Origin of the sequence: Cronobacter turicensis (genome assembly GCF_041222865.1) — a bacterium.
In the GTDB taxonomy this organism is placed as follows: Bacteria; Pseudomonadota; Gammaproteobacteria; order Enterobacterales; family Enterobacteriaceae; genus Cronobacter; species Cronobacter turicensis.
Genome location: NZ_CP165997.1, coordinates 2,975,251 through 2,990,354, shown reverse-complemented (window position 1 = coordinate 2,990,354; position 15,104 = coordinate 2,975,251). Strand labels below are relative to the sequence as shown.

The 15,104-nt window shown below is 60.6% G+C and carries 12 protein-coding genes; 3 read left to right on the top strand and 9 right to left on the bottom strand.

All coding sequences use genetic code 11. The features are described from left to right. Window positions 1–26: 26 nt before the first annotated feature. From potE to kdpF, 9 genes are all read right to left on the bottom strand, one after another. Window positions 27–1,340, bottom strand: coding sequence for a putrescine-ornithine antiporter (gene potE / locus AB8W27_RS14245; RefSeq protein WP_041923332.1), 1,314 nt, complete (start codon window positions 1,338–1,340; stop codon window positions 27–29). After that, complete coding sequence (gene speF, locus AB8W27_RS14240) at window positions 1,340–3,535, bottom strand: ornithine decarboxylase SpeF (RefSeq protein ID WP_015740544.1); 2,196 nt, start codon at window positions 3,533–3,535, stop codon at window positions 1,340–1,342. Before speF ends, potE begins: the two co-directional genes overlap by 1 nt. A 267-nt stretch (window positions 3,536–3,802) precedes the next feature. Further along, window positions 3,803–3,907: a leader peptide SpeFL gene (speFL, locus tag AB8W27_RS14235; protein WP_003858645.1), complete on the bottom strand. Its 105-nt coding sequence runs from the start codon at window positions 3,905–3,907 to the stop codon at window positions 3,803–3,805. A gap of 334 nt (window positions 3,908–4,241) precedes the next feature. Beyond that, window positions 4,242–4,919 carry a two-component system response regulator KdpE gene (kdpE, locus tag AB8W27_RS14230; RefSeq protein ID WP_015740545.1) on the bottom strand — a complete coding sequence of 226 codons (678 nt, stop codon included), beginning with the start codon at window positions 4,917–4,919 and terminating at the stop codon, window positions 4,242–4,244. Then, the gene (gene kdpD, locus AB8W27_RS14225; RefSeq protein WP_015740546.1) at window positions 4,916–7,600 is read right to left on the bottom strand and encodes a two-component system sensor histidine kinase KdpD; all 2,685 of its coding nucleotides are present in this window, start codon (window positions 7,598–7,600) and stop codon (window positions 4,916–4,918) included. Before kdpD ends, kdpE begins: the two co-directional genes overlap by 4 nt. 9 nt (window positions 7,601–7,609) lie before the next feature. Next, the gene (gene kdpC, locus AB8W27_RS14220) at window positions 7,610–8,182 is read right to left on the bottom strand and encodes a potassium-transporting ATPase subunit KdpC (protein ID WP_041923333.1); all 573 of its coding nucleotides are present in this window, start codon (window positions 8,180–8,182) and stop codon (window positions 7,610–7,612) included. An 11-nt stretch (window positions 8,183–8,193) separates the two neighbouring features. Then, a complete protein-coding gene (gene kdpB / locus AB8W27_RS14215; RefSeq protein WP_041923334.1) occupies window positions 8,194–10,242 on the bottom strand; it encodes a potassium-transporting ATPase subunit KdpB in 2,049 nt (682 codons plus the stop codon). Between the two features lie 20 nt (window positions 10,243–10,262). Next, on the bottom strand, window positions 10,263–11,945 hold the full coding sequence (kdpA, locus tag AB8W27_RS14210) for a potassium-transporting ATPase subunit KdpA (protein ID WP_041923335.1): 1,683 nt from the start codon (window positions 11,943–11,945) through the stop codon (window positions 10,263–10,265). Next, complete coding sequence (gene kdpF / locus AB8W27_RS14205) at window positions 11,945–12,034, bottom strand: K(+)-transporting ATPase subunit F (protein ID WP_015386886.1); 90 nt, start codon at window positions 12,032–12,034, stop codon at window positions 11,945–11,947. The genes kdpA and kdpF overlap by 1 nt, the downstream gene beginning before the upstream one ends. A 315-nt stretch (window positions 12,035–12,349) precedes the next feature. Here kdpF and AB8W27_RS14200 point away from each other — a divergent pair, with 315 nt between their 5' ends. From AB8W27_RS14200 to phrB, 3 genes are all read left to right on the top strand, one after another. Then, entirely contained in the window at window positions 12,350–12,556 is a 207-nt protein-coding gene (locus AB8W27_RS14200; RefSeq protein ID WP_007768176.1) for a YbfA family protein, read from the top strand. A gap of 150 nt (window positions 12,557–12,706) precedes the next feature. Then, window positions 12,707–13,660, top strand: a complete 954-nt coding sequence (locus AB8W27_RS14195; protein ID WP_041923336.1) for a DUF523 and DUF1722 domain-containing protein — start codon at window positions 12,707–12,709, stop codon at window positions 13,658–13,660. A gap of 12 nt (window positions 13,661–13,672) precedes the next feature. Further along, window positions 13,673–15,094 (top strand): deoxyribodipyrimidine photo-lyase, encoded by a 1,422-nt coding sequence (gene phrB / locus AB8W27_RS14190; protein WP_015740551.1) that lies wholly within the window; start codon window positions 13,673–13,675, stop codon window positions 15,092–15,094. Window positions 15,095–15,104 lie beyond the last annotated feature (10 nt).

Here is a 15,104-nt window from a genome sequence, read left to right as displayed (position 1 = left end):
TTTTGCTTTCACCGGTATGGCAATTATCAACCGTGCTTATTGGTCAGCTCAAAACGCGGCGACACCAGCCCGTACAGCGTCCAGCCCATAAACGTCACCATCGCGCCATACAGCATCGCCTCCTGGCCTGAGGAGTAGAGCGCGTAGAAGCTGTAAATCGCCCCAAGCAGCGCCACCAGATTCGCCTGCTTCGCCTTGCGCGGCGGCACCTTCGCCACCTGCTGAATAATCACCAGCGCCGCCATCGACAGAATATACGGGATGATATTGGTCACCACCGCCAGGTTGACCAGCACGTTAAACTGCTTGTTGAGCGAAGGGCTGATGGTCATCAGCGACAGCACGCTCTGGATGATGACAATCGTCAGCATCCCTTTCACCGGCGCTTCGGCGCGGCTCAGGCGAGAAAAGACTTTCGGGAAATAGCCTTCATCGGCGGAGGAGCGGAACACCTGGGCGATGGTGAACTGCCAGCCGAGCAGCGATCCGCAGCATGACATCACCATCAGCGCCATAATGATTTTCCCGACGCCCGGCGTAAACATCTGTGCGAAAGCCAGCCCGAACGGCGCGGTGGAGCGGGCCAGATCCATGTTCGGCACGATGCCTGCTATCACATTGGTGGAGATGATATAAATCACCGCCGCGCCCAGCGTGCCGCCGAGCACCGCAATCGGCACGTTGCGCTCCGGGTTTTCCACCACCTCGGTATTGGCGCAGGCGGATTCCAGCCCCAGGAAGGCCCACAGCGTCATGGCGATAGACGATCCGACCGCGTCGAAAAACGGCACGTGATGCGGATTCCACGAGGCGACATACAGCGATGGGCTGAACCAGAACCAGCCGATCACCGACAGCCCGACCACCGGAATAATCACCCCCCAGACGGTGACGCTGCTGAGTTTGCCGGTCAGGCGCGCGCCGCCGAAATTCGCGACGGTGCAGATCCACAGCACGCAGATAGTGGCGATGCCGGTCTGCACCGGCGTTAAGGCCGCGCCGAGCAGCTCGCTGCCATAGCCGACCGCAGAAATGGCGATAGCCACATTGGCGATAAGCAGCGACACCCCATAGGTGTAGTTCGCCATAAAGTTGCCGGATTTACCGAAGGCATACTCCGCATAGCCGCCCATGCCGCCCGATTTACGGCTGAACATCCCGCATTTGGCGAACGCCCAGGCGAGCGCCATTGAGCCCACCGCAGTAACCAGCCAGGAGATAATCGAAATCGTGCCCACTTCGGCGAGTTTGGTTGGCAGCATGATGATGCCTGAGCCCATCATGTTGACCATCGTCAGGATGGTCAGCTGCACCACGCCCATTTTGTTAGATTTGCCCATCATAACGCTCCTTCTGCGCGGCGTTGCGGCGCAGGTTTTTCACTGACCACGTAACACCAGACCTGATGACGCCCGTCGCAGGCTTCGACATACACGCCCTGCAACTCCGGCGCGAAGCCCGGCAGCAGGTTGATCCCTTCTTCCAGCGCCTGGAAGTAATGCAGCGCCGCCCCGCCCCAGATTTCGCCTGGCACCACGCACAGCACGCCGGGCGGGTAGGGGAGCGCGCCCTCCGCCGCGATGCGGCCTTCCGCCTGCTCCAGACGCACCAGCTCGATATCGCCGCGAATAAACGCCTGATGGGCCGCCTGCGGACTCATGGCGACGCGCGGGAAATGCGCTTTACGGAACATCGCTTTTTGCAGCGCTTTGACGTTACGGCTGGCGTAAAAGTCGTGCATCTCCTGGCAGAGCTGCCGCAGCGTGTAACCCTCATAGCGCGCCTGATGCTGTTTATAGAGCGAGGGCAACACGTCGCTAAGCGGCGCGTCGCTCTCCAGCAGTTTTTCAAAGCGCGCCAGTTGCGCCACCAGCTGTTGCAGCTTGCTCATCTCTTCGGCGGGCGTCAGCAGGAACAGAATGGAATTAAGATCGCATTTCTCCGGGATAATATGGTTTTCGCGCAGGTAGCTTGCGAGCACGGCGGCGGGCACGCCGAAGTCTTCATATTCGCCGGTCTCTGTATTAATCCCCGGCGTGGTGAGCAGCAGCTTGCACGGGTCGACGAAATACTGGTGCGGCGCGTAGCCCTCAAAGGCGTGCCAGCGCTCGCCGGGCACGAAGTGGAAAAACCGTAAATCAGAGGCGATCTGCGCGGTCTCATAGCTCTGCCACGGACGGCCGTCGACCATCGCCGGAACAAAGGGCCGAATGGCGCGGCAGTTGTCGAAAATCATCTTGCGGGCGTCAATGCCATATTCCACGCAGCGCATCCACATGCGGCGTCCGGCTTCGCCCTCGTGCATCCGCGCGTTAATGTCCAGGGCCGCGAAAAGCGGGTAAAACGGGCTGGTGGAGGCGTGCATCATAAAGGCGTTATTCATCCGCTTGTGCGGCACGTAACGCGGCTGGCCTTTAATATGGCTGTCTTTTTTATGGATTTGCGAGGTCTGCGAAAACCCGGCCTGTTGTTTATGCACCGACTGCGTGACGAGAATGCCCGGATCGTTTTCGTTAAGCGTCAGCAGCAACGGCGAGCAGGGCGCCATCATCGGGATAAACTGCTCATAGCCGACCCACGCGGAGTCAAAGAGCAGGTAGTCGCACAGCGGCCCAAGCGTATCCACAACCTGACGGGCGTTATAGACCGTGCCGTCATAGGTGCCGAGCTGGATAACGGCCAGCCGGAACGGGCGTGCCGCGGCGGCGCGCGCTGGCGATACCTCACGCACTAATTCGCGCAGGTAATGCTCGTCGAAACAGTGGGCGTCGATCCCGCCGATAAACCCGTACGGGTTACGCGCGGTTTCCAGATAGACCGGCGTCGCGCCCGCCTGCAACAGCGCGCCGTGGTGGTTCGATTTATGGTTATTGCGGTCAAACAGCACCAGATCGCCTGGCGTCAGCAGCGCGTTGAGCACCACTTTATTGGCGGAGGACGTGCCGTTCAGCACAAAATAGGTTTTATCGGCGTTAAACACCTCTGCGGCATGCTGTTGCGCAAGGCAGGGCGCGCCTTCGTGGATCAGCAAATCGCCCATCGCCACGTCGGCGTTGCAGAGATCGGCGCGAAACAGCGTATCGCCGAAGAAACTGACGAACTGATTGCCCGCCGGGTGACGGCGGAAAAACTCGCCGCCCTGGTGGCCGGGGCAGTCGAAGGCGCTATTGCCCTGATTTACGTAATCGACCAGCGCGCGAAAGAACGGCGGGCGCAGCGCCGTTTCATACTTCCGGGCGGCGGCCTCAAGCTGGCGGCCATAGTAGTCGCGGTGTGATTCATTGTATTCAAACACGCCCGCAATCCGCGGCAAATATTCCGCAGGCACCCGTTCTTCAGGCTGACATACCACAAAAACCGGAATGCCAAATCCGGTCATTTCAATTTCATCGATAATGCCCTGGAAAATATCGCTGACGGCCATTACTGCCGCGGCAATATCAATGTAATCCGTGTCGTGAATATTAATAATCTCGCGGTCCGTTGAAAAACAGTCCGGACATAAACGGCTGACGCCAATTTTTAACGCTTGCATGATGTTTCCTTATTTCAGGCAAAGCAATCCCGCCACTTTTCCTCGCGGAAAATTGCTGAATATGAATGTCGGGCAAAACGCTCCCGCTGCCTTAAAAAGGCAGAACAGGGGATTTACTCTGTGTCGGCCAGACAGATCCCTGCCAGAAAAATTCTGGTATTACAGAGACCTGTGGCGAAATTGCGCGTGCATTCCCAGGCAATAACCTGTTAATGAATAACGTTAGGCTTGTTCTGAAGAATGACCGGCGCGCAGCAGCGCAACCCGCTAGCGGGCGTTGAAAAGGTGAAAGTCAAAACAGTTGCGGTGGGCGAACATCATAATATGGGTTGTCCGCCTGATATGCGGCATTAACCGATTATTATTTTCCATGTCAGTTTCCTTTCAGTAATTGAAAGCGTGGTCATTTTATCCAGGATGAGTGGTTAATCTGTGAAGCATATCAATAAAAATGGCCTGAAGCAGAAATAATTAGTCGTTATTTATGCATAATGCAGAGCAGATCGCTGTGCGTTGTGTGAATGTAGATTAGTGGTTAATGAAAAGTGTCTTCTTTATTTTGCAGTAAAGTAGAGAACGTCCCGCTTATATTTTTCAGTAAACGGAGAGCGAGAATTGAATAAATAGTGAAGGCAGGTGAAAGGCTATTCAGAATAAAAAGAGGGGGAATACAGGTCGCCGCGCCAGATATGACGCGGCGTGGCGTTCAAAGCATAAACCGGTAGCCGATGCCGGTTTCAGTCAGCAGGTGGCGCGGGCGCGCCGGATCGCTTTCCAGCTTCTGGCGCAGATGGCCCATATAGATACGCAGGTAATGGCTGTGCTCTACCGCGTTCGGCCCCCACACCTGGCTTAACAGCTGGCGCTGGGTCAGTACTTTACCGGGGTTATTCAGCAGCACGCCCAGCAGGCGGAACTCAATCGGCGTCAGGTGGATCTCCTCCGCGCCGCGCAAAATGCGCCTTGCCGCCAGATCGGCCGTAATATCGGAAAAGCTCACCACCGGATCGCTCTGGCTCGCGCCGCCGTGACGGCGCAGGGCGACGCGCAGCCGCGCCTGCAATTCGCCGATGCCAAACGGCTTGCCCAGAAAATCATCGGCGCCGGCATCCAGCGCCGCGATTTTGTCCTGCTCATCGCTGCGCGCCGACAGCACAATCACCGGCGTCTGGCTCCACTGGCGATAGTCGCGGATAAAATCGATGCCGTCGCCGTCCGGCAGGCCGAGATCGAGGATCACCAGATCGGGCTTGCGGGTGGCGGCTTCAATCAGTCCGCGCTGGAGGGTTTCGGCGTCATAAACGCGCAGCCCTTCGCTCTCCAGCGCCGTGCGCAGAAAGCGGCGGATCTCTTTTTCATCTTCGACTATCAGGACGCTAATCACATGACCTCGTGGATATCCAGTTCCGGGGGCGTTTCTTTGGGTAGCAGCACGTGAAAACTGGCGCCGCCTTCCGGGCGGTTACGGGCATAAATCTCGCCGCCGTGCACCTCGACAATCGCCTGACAAATCGCCAGCCCCAGACCAACGCCGGGGATAGCGGATTCTTTATTGCCGCGAGCGAATTTAGCAAAGATAGCCTGTTCCTGACCAGCCGGAATACCGGGGCCGTCGTCCCAGACCTCCAGATCGAGCCGGTCGTCGCGCCAGCCCGTGCGTACGCCTATCTGCGCCCGCGCGCCTGCATATTTGGCGGCGTTCTCCAGAAGGTTAATCAGCACCCGTTCAAAGAGCGGGCCGTCGACATGAATGAGTGTGAGCGGATCGCTAAGGCTCAGCGTGATATGCCGCCCGCCGAGCCCCGGCTCCAGCATCTTGAGCGCGCTGCCCACCACTTCTTCGAGCGTCAGCCACTCTTTGCGCAGGTTAAAGCCGCCAGACTGAATGCGCGCCATATCCAGCAGATTATTCACAAGCCTTGCGGTATTCAGCACATGCTGGCGGATTTCGCTCGCCTGCGGCGCGTGTTTCGAGCCTTCAGAGGCCAGATCAAGCGTCAGGATCTCCGCCTGGCCGAACAGCACCGTCAGCGGCGTGCGCAGGTCGTGGGAGAGCGCTGCAAGCAACGAGTTGCGCAGCTGTTCGCGCTCGCTGGCGAGCCGCGCCTGTTCTTCGCTTTCGGTCAGAAAGAGCCGCTCCAGGGCGCTCGCCACCAGTAACGTAAAGGTCTCCAGCAGCCGCTGCTGTTCGGGGATCATCAGCTGGCGCAGGTTGCCTGGCTCGACAATCACCAGTCCGAGCGTTTTCCCGGCGGTGCGCAGCGGCAAAATCTGATACGGCACGCCGGGCAGGGTGTCGGTGCCCGCCCCGGCGGGCAGGCCTTTATCGAAGCTCCAGCGCGCGATGGCTTCATCCCACGGCGTGATTTCCGACAGCGGTTGCGGCGGCTGGAGTTTGCCCTGGTCGTCCGGCAGCAGCAGCAGACCGCGGGCGCGAAAGGTGGAGGCGATAAACTGCTGGCTGGTGGCCGCGATATCGCGCGCGCTGCGGCCCACGGCCAGCGCTTTGGACATTTCATAAAGGTGGCGCGTGCGCTGCTCACGATAGCGCGCGATGCGCGCCTGATAGCGCACGCCCGCGGTCAGGTTGCCGATAATCAGTCCGACGCTCAGCATCACCGCGAAGGTGAGCAGATACTGCACGTCCGAAACCGCCAGCGTACCGCGCGGCGCGATAAAAAAGAGATCGAAGCTCACCACGTTGATGACGGTCGCCACCACCGACGGCCAGCGGCCATAAAACAGCGCCACCAGCACCACGCCCAGCAGATAGACCATCACCAGGTTGGCGGCGTCGAACGCGATAAGCCACTGGTGCGCCACCAGCGTAATCAGGGCGCAGAGCGCCACCGCCACCGCGCAGCCGCGCAACTGTACCCGCCACTTTTCCATAAATGGGCGATTATCGGCGGCTTTGGCGCTGGCAGGCGTGGGTTTGTCATCCAGCGCGACAATCAGCAAATCGAGATCCGGCGCGTGGCGCGCGAGCCGCTCGGCGAACGTATCCTGACTCCACCAGCGGCGTTTATTGCGCCGCCCGATGACGATTTTGCCAAGGTTATGCTCGCGGGCGTAGCGCAGTATCGCTTTCTCTTCGACCGGGTCGGCGAGGGTGGCGGTTTCCGCGCCCAGCTCCTGGGCGAGATGCAACGCGCTGAGGATGGCGCGCCGCGCCGTTTCAGAGAGCTGATGCAGACGCGGCGTCTCCACATACACCGCGTGCCAGACGCTGCCGAGCCGCGCCGCCAGACGCGCCGCGGTGCGCACCAGTTTTTCGTTGCCCGCGCCCTGGCCGATGCACAGCAGAATGGCGTCGCGCGTATGCCAGACTTTCTCCTGGCCCTGACGGTCGCGCCAGGCGCGCATCTGGTCGTCCACCCGGTCGGCGGTGCGGCGCAGCGCCAGCTCGCGCAGCGCGATAAGGTTGCCTTTGCGAAAGAAATGCTCGATGGCGCGCTCCGCCTGGCCTGCGATATAGACTTTGCCTTCATGCAGGCGCTGGCGCAGATCGTCCGGCGGCAGATCCACCAGTACGATTTCATCCGCCGCATCGAAAATCGGGTCGGGCACGGTTTCGCGCACCTGAATGCCGGTCACGCCGCCCACCACATCGTTAAGGCTTTCCAGATGCTGGACGTTAACGGTGGTAAAGACGTCAATGCCTGCGTCGAGCAGTTCTTCGACATCCTGCCAGCGCTTCGGGTGGCGAGAGCCGGGCGCGTTGCTGTGCGCCAGCTCGTCCATCAGGATCAGCGCCGGGTTACGCGCAAGCGACGCGTCGAGATCGAACTCCTGCACCACGCGGCCCCGGTGATGAATACGCTTAAGGGGCTGGATAGCCAGCCCCTCGAGTAATGCCGCGGTCTCCTGGCGGCCGTGGGTTTCCACCACGCCCACCAGAATATCGAGACCCTGCGCCCGAAGACGCTGGGCCTCCTGCAACATGGCGTAGGTTTTCCCTACGCCTGCGCAGGCGCCGAAGAAAATTTTGAGTTTTCCGCGCGTCCGGCCCTGCGTCTGCACCAGCAGGCGATCCGGGTCGGGGCGCATCGGCTCTTCGGTCATGATATTTCCTTACGGTTGCAGGGCGTCCAGCGCCAGATTCAGTTGCAGCACATTCACCACCGGCTGGCCGAGAAAGCCCGCGATCGGCGTGTCGGTGGCTTCACGGATAAGGCGCCCCACCTCGGCTTCAGAGATCCCGCGGGCCTGCGCCACGCGGGGCGCCTGCCAGAAGGCCGCGTCCGGCGTAATGCCGTAATCAAGACCGCTCGCGGAGGCCGTCACCAGCTCCACCGGCACCGTTGCGCGGGCGTCCGGGTTGGCGGCGCGCAGCGCCTGCACGCGCGCCTGGATCTGTTTATCCAGTTCCGGGTTGCTGGCGGCGAGGTTACTGCCGCCGGAAGCCATTGGATTATAAGGCGCTTCGGCCGTCGCGGAAGGGCGGCCCTGGAAATATTTCGCCTCGCTGAACGCCTGGCCAATCAGGCGCGAGCCGCGCACCTCACCGTTCTGGCGGATAAGCGAGCCTTCCGCCTGGTCCTTAAACCACCACTGACCAAGCACCGTGGTCGCCAGCGGATACACGCCGCCGGTGAGGGCAGTCAGGAAAACCAACAGGGTGAGGGCGGGACGTAACATAGCCATAATGATTCCTTTTAAACCAGACCAGACAGCGTTAACAGCAGGTCGATGAGCTTGATGCCGATAAACGGCACCACCAGCCCGCCCAGACCGTAAATCCACAGGTTGCGGCGCAGCATCGCCGCCGCCGCGAGCGGTTTGTAACTCACGCCTTTCAGCGCCAGCGGGATCAGAAAGACGATAATCAGCGCGTTAAAGATAACGGCGCTGAGAATGGCCGATGCCGGCGAATGCAGGTGCATCACGTTCAGCGCGTTCAACTGCGGATAGGTCGCCGCGAACGCCGCCGGGATAATGGCGAAATATTTCGCCACGTCGTTGGCGATACTGAACGTCGTCAGCGAGCCGCGCGTCATCAGCATCTGTTTGCCAATGTGCACCACTTCGATAAGCTTGGTGGGGTTGGAATCGAGATCCACCATGTTGCCCGCTTCTTTCGCCGCCTGGGTGCCGGAGTTCATTGCCACCGCCACATCGGCCTGGGCCAGCGCCGGGGCGTCGTTGGTGCCGTCGCCGGTCATCGCCACCAGCCGTCCTTCGGCCTGATACTGGCGGATCAGCGCCAGTTTCGCCTCCGGCGTCGCTTCGGAGAGAAAATCGTCCACGCCCGCTTCGGCGGCGATGGCGGCGGCGGTCAGCCGGTTATCGCCGGTGATCATCACGGTCTTAATGCCCATTTTGCGCAGCTGCGCGAAGCGCTCTTTAATGCCGCCTTTGACGATATCTTTAAGGGCGATAACGCCGAGCACCTGCGCGCCTTCGGCCACCACCAGCGGCGTGCCCCCGGAGCGCGCCACGCCTTCCACCAGCGTGTCGACCTGCGCCGGGAACTGGCCGCCGTTGGCTTCCACATGGCGGCGAATGGCGTCCACCGAGCCTTTGCGGATCATGCGGTCCTGCACGTTGATGCCGCTCATGCGCGTCTGCGCGGTGAAGGGCACAAAAGTGGCCTGAAGACTCTGGACGTCGCGCTCGCGCAGGTTAAAGCGCTGCTTCGCCAGCACCACGATGCTGCGGCCTTCCGGCGTTTCATCGGCAAGCGAGGCCAGCTGGGCGGCGTCGGCGAGCGTTTTTTCACTCACGCCGGGGGCGGGCAGGAAGTCAGACGCCTGGCGGTTGCCGAGCGTGATGGTGCCGGTTTTATCCAGCAACAGGACGTCCACATCGCCTGCGGCTTCCACCGCGCGGCCGCTGGTGGCGATAACATTCGCGCCAAGCATCCGGCTCATGCCCGCCACGCCGATGGCCGAGAGCAGCCCGCCGATGGTGGTCGGGATCAGACACACCAGCAGCGCCACCAGCACCGTCACGCTGACCGCCGTGCCGCCGTATTGCGAGAACGGGTAGAGCGTGGCGGTCGCCAGCAGAAAGACAATCGTCAGCGCTACCAGCAGGATGGTCAGCGCGATTTCGTTAGGGGTTTTGCGCCGCTCGGCGCTCTCCACCATCGCAATCATACGGTCAAGGAACGTCTCACCGGGGTTGACGCTGCACTGGATAACCAGCCAGTCGGAAAGAATACGCGTGCCGCCGGTCACCGAGGCGAAATCGCCGCCCGATTCACGGATAACCGGCGCCGATTCGCCGGTAATGGCGCTCTCATCCACCGACGCGCCGCCTTCGATAACCTCGCCGTCGCACGGGATAATGTCGCCCGCTTCGACCAGGACAATATCGCCTTTACGCAGGTCAGCGGCGGGGATGTGATCCAGCTGAGCGTCGTGATGCGGCGCGCGCAGCTTGCGGGCGAACGCGGTCTTTTTCACCCCTTTCAGGCTATTGGCCTGGGCTTTGCTGCGGCCTTCCGCCAGGGCTTCGGCGAAATTGGCGAACAGCACCGTAAACCACAGCCACAGGCTGATGGCGCCGGTAAACCGCGCCTCGCCGGGCAGTTTTCCGGCGGCGATCGCCACGGCAATCAGCGTGGTCAAGAGGCTGCCGACCCACACGATAAACATGACCGGGTTGCGCCACTGGGCGCGCGGACTCAGTTTTTTCAGAGCATCGAAAAGCGCCTGACGAACCAGCGAGGATTCAAACAGGGCCATTTGCTTGCGACTCATGGATAGCGACTCCGCAATGGTCATTTCACAAAAGAAAGGTGTTCCGCGACCGGGCCTAAGGCGAGGGCGGGGATGAACGTCAGGGCGCCGACCAGCAGCACCGTGCCCGTCAGCAGGCCGATAAACAGCGCGCCGTGGGTGGGCAGCGTGCCGGGGCTTGCGGGCTGCGCTTTTTTTGCGGCGAGCGAGCCGGCTATCGCCATCACCGGGATAATCACCAGGAAGCGGCCGAACCACATGCAAAAGGCCAGCAGCAGGTTCCAGAACGGCGTGTTGGCGCTAAGGCCGCCGAAGGCGCTGCCGTTGTTATTGGCGGCAGACGAAACGGCATAAAGCACTTCGCTAAAGCCGTGAATGCCGGGGTTGAACATGCCCGCCCGGCCCGCGTCGGTCATCATGGCCAGCGCCGTGCCGAGCAGCACCAGCGCAGGCGTGACCAGAATCGCCAGCGCGGTCATTTTCATCTCGCGCACGTCGATTTTTTTGCCAAGGTATTCCGGCGTGCGCCCAATCATCAGGCCCGCGATAAACACGCCCAGCAGCACGAACAGCAGCATTCCGTACAGCCCGGAGCCGACGCCACCGAAGACCACTTCGCCAATCTGCATCAGCCACATCGGGATCATGCCGCCGAGGGCGGTAAAGGAGTCATGCATGGCGTTTACCGCGCCGCAGGAGGCCGACGTAGTGACGACGGCAAACAGGCTGCTCGCGAGAATGCCAAAGCGGCTCTCTTTACCTTCCATATTGGCGGCGCTGTCGGCGCCAGGCGTGAGGAAGTGAGGATTGCCGGTGGTTTCGGCCCACATTACCAGCGCCACGCAGACCACGAAAATCACCGTCATGGTCCAGAGAATGGCGCGGCCCTGGCGCGCGTCGCCCACCGCATCGCCAAAGGCGAAGCAGAGCGCCGCCGGGATCAGAAAGATAGCCAGCATCTGCACGAAGTTGGTTAGCGCGGTCGGGTTCTCAAACGGGTGCGAGGAGTTGGCGTTAAAGAAGCCGCCGCCGTTGGTGCCGAGCATTTTAATCGCCTCCTGCGACGCCACCGGCCCCATCGGCAACATCTGGCGCGCGCCTTCCAGCGTGGTGAAGGGCTGGTAGGCCGAGAAGTTCTGAATAGCGCCTTGCTGAATAAAGAACAGCGCGATAATCAGCGCGATCGGCATCAGCACCCACAGCGTGACGCGGGTGAGATCCTGCCAGGCGTTGCCAAGCGTCGTCGCCGACTGGCGGGCAAAGGCGCGGATAAGCGCAAACGCCACCGCGATGCCGGTCGCCGCCGAAAGGAAATTCTGCACCGCGAGGCCCGCCATCTGGCTGAAATAGCTGACGGTGCTTTCGCCCGCGTAAGATTGCCAGTTGGTATTGGCGACGAAACTCACCGCCGTATTGAGCGCCAGATGCCAGGAGAGCCCCGGCAGGTTCTGCGGGTTAAGCGGCAGAACGCCCTGACACATCAGGATGGTGAACAGCAGCACCAGACCCAGCGTATTAAACAGCAGGATCGCCAGCAGATAGCGCTTCCAGTCCATCTCCTCCTGACGAATGCCGAGCACGGCCCAGAGCACACGCTCCACGCCGCCCACGCCCGGTAAGGGATCGCCGTTAATCAGCCGGGCCAGCAGGCTGCCCAGCGGTTTCGCCAGCGCCATCAGCACCAGCAGAAAACTGGCGATAAGTAAAAATGCGGACGCCGCCATCAGAACGCCTCCGCATTAATCAGGGCGTATACCAGATAGCCCAGCAACAGAAAAACCAGCACGATGCCGGTTATCAGGCCTGCACTCACAATCCACCTCCATGGGGGTTTTTGGAATATGGGCAGAGGGTAGGGATTCGGGCGTAAAGGTTTCGCAAAAATCGCGAAGCGAGGTGTAAAAAAAATATAAAAATGGCAAAAGCCATGATTTAACTGCGGGTTAGTATTTCTTTAACCATTTTGTAACTTATTTACGATATCAATTGTAAAGATGGTAAGAATTCGCACTAAAAGCTGGTCGGATGAGTAGTAAAATTACAGGCAAAGCGATACAATTTTAACCAGCTCACAGAATCCGGTTTCCGGCCTTGATTGCCGGGCATGTACAGAAAGGGGGAAAAACCTATGTCTTTATATAAAAAATATCCTGCGCATCAGGTCTTCCTGCGTCGCGCGCTGGTGCTGGTGGTTGGCATTGCGGCCCTGCCGGTGATGCTGTTCTGGAAAGATCGCGCGCGTTTCTACAGCTATCTGCATCGTGTGTGGTCGAAAACCAGCGATCAGCCGGTCTGGATGGCGCAGGCTGAACAAACCGCCTGCTATTTTTACTGATTCATACCACACCCTGAAAAACCGCTCACGCCGAGCGGTTTTTTTATGCCTGCGAATACGGCGCGCCGCTGCGTTTTTCGCTGTCATCAGGCTGGTGTTAACAGGCCGCCTCTGGCTACACTGAGAGTGTATAAAAATGAGGATGGCCGAATGACTATAAAAATCCCTGTTGGCATTAGCGCCTGTCTTTTAGGGGAAAACGTGCGTTTCGACGGCGGCCATAAACGGCTCGCCTTTGCGGTGGAGGAGCTGGCGCCCTGGGTGAAGTATGAGCCCGTCTGCCCGGAAATGGCCGTCGGCCTGCCGGTGCCGCGCCCGGCGTTGCGTCTGGTGAAAACCGATGAAGGCCTGGCGCTGCGTTTTAGCGATAAGCGCGAGGGCGATTTAACCGGCGAGATGGAAACCTTTTCGCGCGAGCGCGTCAGCCGTCTGGATCACCTGTGCGGCTATATCGTCTGCGCTAAATCGCCAAGCTGCGGCATGGAGCGCGTGCGCGTCTACGATGCGGACGGCAAAAACAACCGTAAAGCCGGTCGCGGCATCTTCACCGAGATCCTGATGAACGCGCTGCCGTGGCTGCCGGTGGAAGAGGACGGACGTTTGTATGATCCGGGCATTCGCGAAAACTTCGTCGAGCGCATCTATACCCTACATGAGCTCCACGCGCTGCGCGCCGAAGGGCTGACGCGCGGCAATCTGATCGCCTTTCACAGCCGCTATAAGCTTCTGCTGCTGGCGCACTCGCAGCCGCTCTACCGTGAGCTGGGGCGCTTCGTGGCGGCTATCGACCAGTGGGACTCGCTGGAGGCGTATTTTGAAGAGTATCGCCTGCGTCTGATGGCGCTGCTTTCCATTCAGGCGACCCGCCGTAACCACACCAACGTACTGATGCACGTGCAGGGCTATTTCCGCAACCAGCTCAACGGGCGTCAGCGTCAGGAGCTTTCCACGCTTATCGACCGTTACCGTCAGGGCACGCAACCGCTGCTGGCGCCGGTGACGCTGCTCAAGCACTACATGGCGGAATACCCTGACCCTTACCTTGATCAACAACGCTACTTCGAGCCCTACCCGGAAGCGCTGCGCCTGCGCTACGGTCGTTAAACAAGGAGTGTTATGACCACGCATCTGGTCTGGTTTCGCGCGGATTTGCGCGTTAACGACAACCTGGCGCTCGCCGCCGCCTGCCGGGACCCCGACGCGCGGGTTATCGGCCTGTTTATCGCCACCCCGCAGCAGTGGCGCGATCACACCCTCGCGCCGCGTCAGGCGGCATTTATTCACCAAAACCTGGAAGCGCTGCAACAGGCGCTGGCGACGCGGGGGATTGCGCTGTTTACGCGCGAGGCGCCCGATTTCGCCGCCGCCGTTGACGCGCTGGCCGCGTTTTGCGACGAGCAGCAGGTTGCGGCGCTCTTTTACAACTATCAGTATGAGCTGAACGAAGCGCGACGCGACGCCGCCGTGGCGCGCAGGCTGGAGGGCCGCGTCGCCTGTCAGGGCTTTGACGACAGCGTGATGCTGCCGCCCGGAAGCGCCGTGACCGGCAACGGCGAGATGTATAAAGTGTTCACCCCTTACAGCCGGGCGTTTATACGCCGTCTCGGCGAGGGGTTGCCGCCGTGCGTCAGCGCGCCGAAGCCACGCGCGGGCGGGGCGCTAACCGATGCGCCTGCGCTTGCGCCGTTTGATTATCCGTGTGAGACGCCGGACGGCATGCTCTTCCCGGCAGGTGAAGAGGCCGCGCTCAAACGCCTGCGCGACTTTTGCCGGCATGACGCAGGCGACTACCCGGAAAAACGCGATTTCCCGGCCATTCGCGGCACCAGTTTGCTGTCGCCCTATCTCGCCATTGGGGTGCTTTCCCCACGCCAGTGCCTGCATCGTCTGTTAACCGAACACCCGCGCGCGCTGGAAGGCGGCAGCGGGGCGGTATGGCTGAATGAGCTTATCTGGCGCGAATTCTACCGGCATTTGATCGTCGCCTGGCCGCACCTGTGCCGCCATCAGCCGTTTATCGACTGGACGGCGCGGGTGGCGTGGCAGCGCAACGACGCGCATTTTCAGGCATGGTGCGAAGGCAACACGGGGTATCCGATTGTCGACGCCGCGATGCGCCAGATGAACGCCACCGGCTGGATGCACAACCGGCTGCGGATGATCACTGCGAGCTTTCTGGTCAAAGACTTACTGGTCGACTGGCGGCGCGGCGAACGCTATTTTATGTCGCAACTGATTGATGGCGACTTTGCCGCCAATAACGGCGGCTGGCAGTGGGCCGCGTCTACCGGCACCGACGCCGCGCCCTATTTCCGCATCTTTAACCCCACGACACAGGGGCAGCGGTTTGACGCCGAGGGCGAGTTTATCCGCCGCTGGGTGCCGGAGCTTAGCCATATTCCCGGCAAGGCCGTGCATGAGCCGCATGTCTGGGCGAAGAAAAACGGTAAGGCGCTGCGTTACCCGCAGCCCATCGTCGACCATAAACAGGCGCGCGTTGCGACGCTCGCGGCGTATGAAGCGGCCCGCAAAGAATAAGAGAGAAACC

What these genes read in the sequence shown, in the direction of transcription:
- potE (WP_041923332.1), bottom strand. Translation starts at nt 1,340, where the DNA reads ATGGGCAAATCTAACAAAATGGGCGTGGTGCAGCTGACCATCCTGACG.
- speF (WP_015740544.1), bottom strand. Translation starts at nt 3,535, where the DNA reads ATGCAAGCGTTAAAAATTGGCGTCAGCCGTTTATGTCCGGACTGTTTT.
- speFL (WP_003858645.1), bottom strand. Translation starts at nt 3,907, where the DNA reads ATGGAAAATAATAATCGGTTAATGCCGCATATCAGGCGGACAACCCAT.
- kdpD (WP_015740546.1), bottom strand. Translation starts at nt 7,600, where the DNA reads ATGACCGAAGAGCCGATGCGCCCCGACCCGGATCGCCTGCTGGTGCAG.
- kdpC (WP_041923333.1), bottom strand. Translation starts at nt 8,182, where the DNA reads ATGGCTATGTTACGTCCCGCCCTCACCCTGTTGGTTTTCCTGACTGCC.
- kdpB (WP_041923334.1), bottom strand. Translation starts at nt 10,242, where the DNA reads ATGAGTCGCAAGCAAATGGCCCTGTTTGAATCCTCGCTGGTTCGTCAG.
- kdpA (WP_041923335.1), bottom strand. Translation starts at nt 11,945, where the DNA reads ATGGCGGCGTCCGCATTTTTACTTATCGCCAGTTTTCTGCTGGTGCTG.
- AB8W27_RS14200 (WP_007768176.1), top strand. Translation starts at nt 12,350, where the DNA reads ATGTCTTTATATAAAAAATATCCTGCGCATCAGGTCTTCCTGCGTCGC.
- AB8W27_RS14195 (WP_041923336.1), top strand. Translation starts at nt 12,707, where the DNA reads ATGACTATAAAAATCCCTGTTGGCATTAGCGCCTGTCTTTTAGGGGAA.
- phrB (WP_015740551.1), top strand. Translation starts at nt 13,673, where the DNA reads ATGACCACGCATCTGGTCTGGTTTCGCGCGGATTTGCGCGTTAACGAC.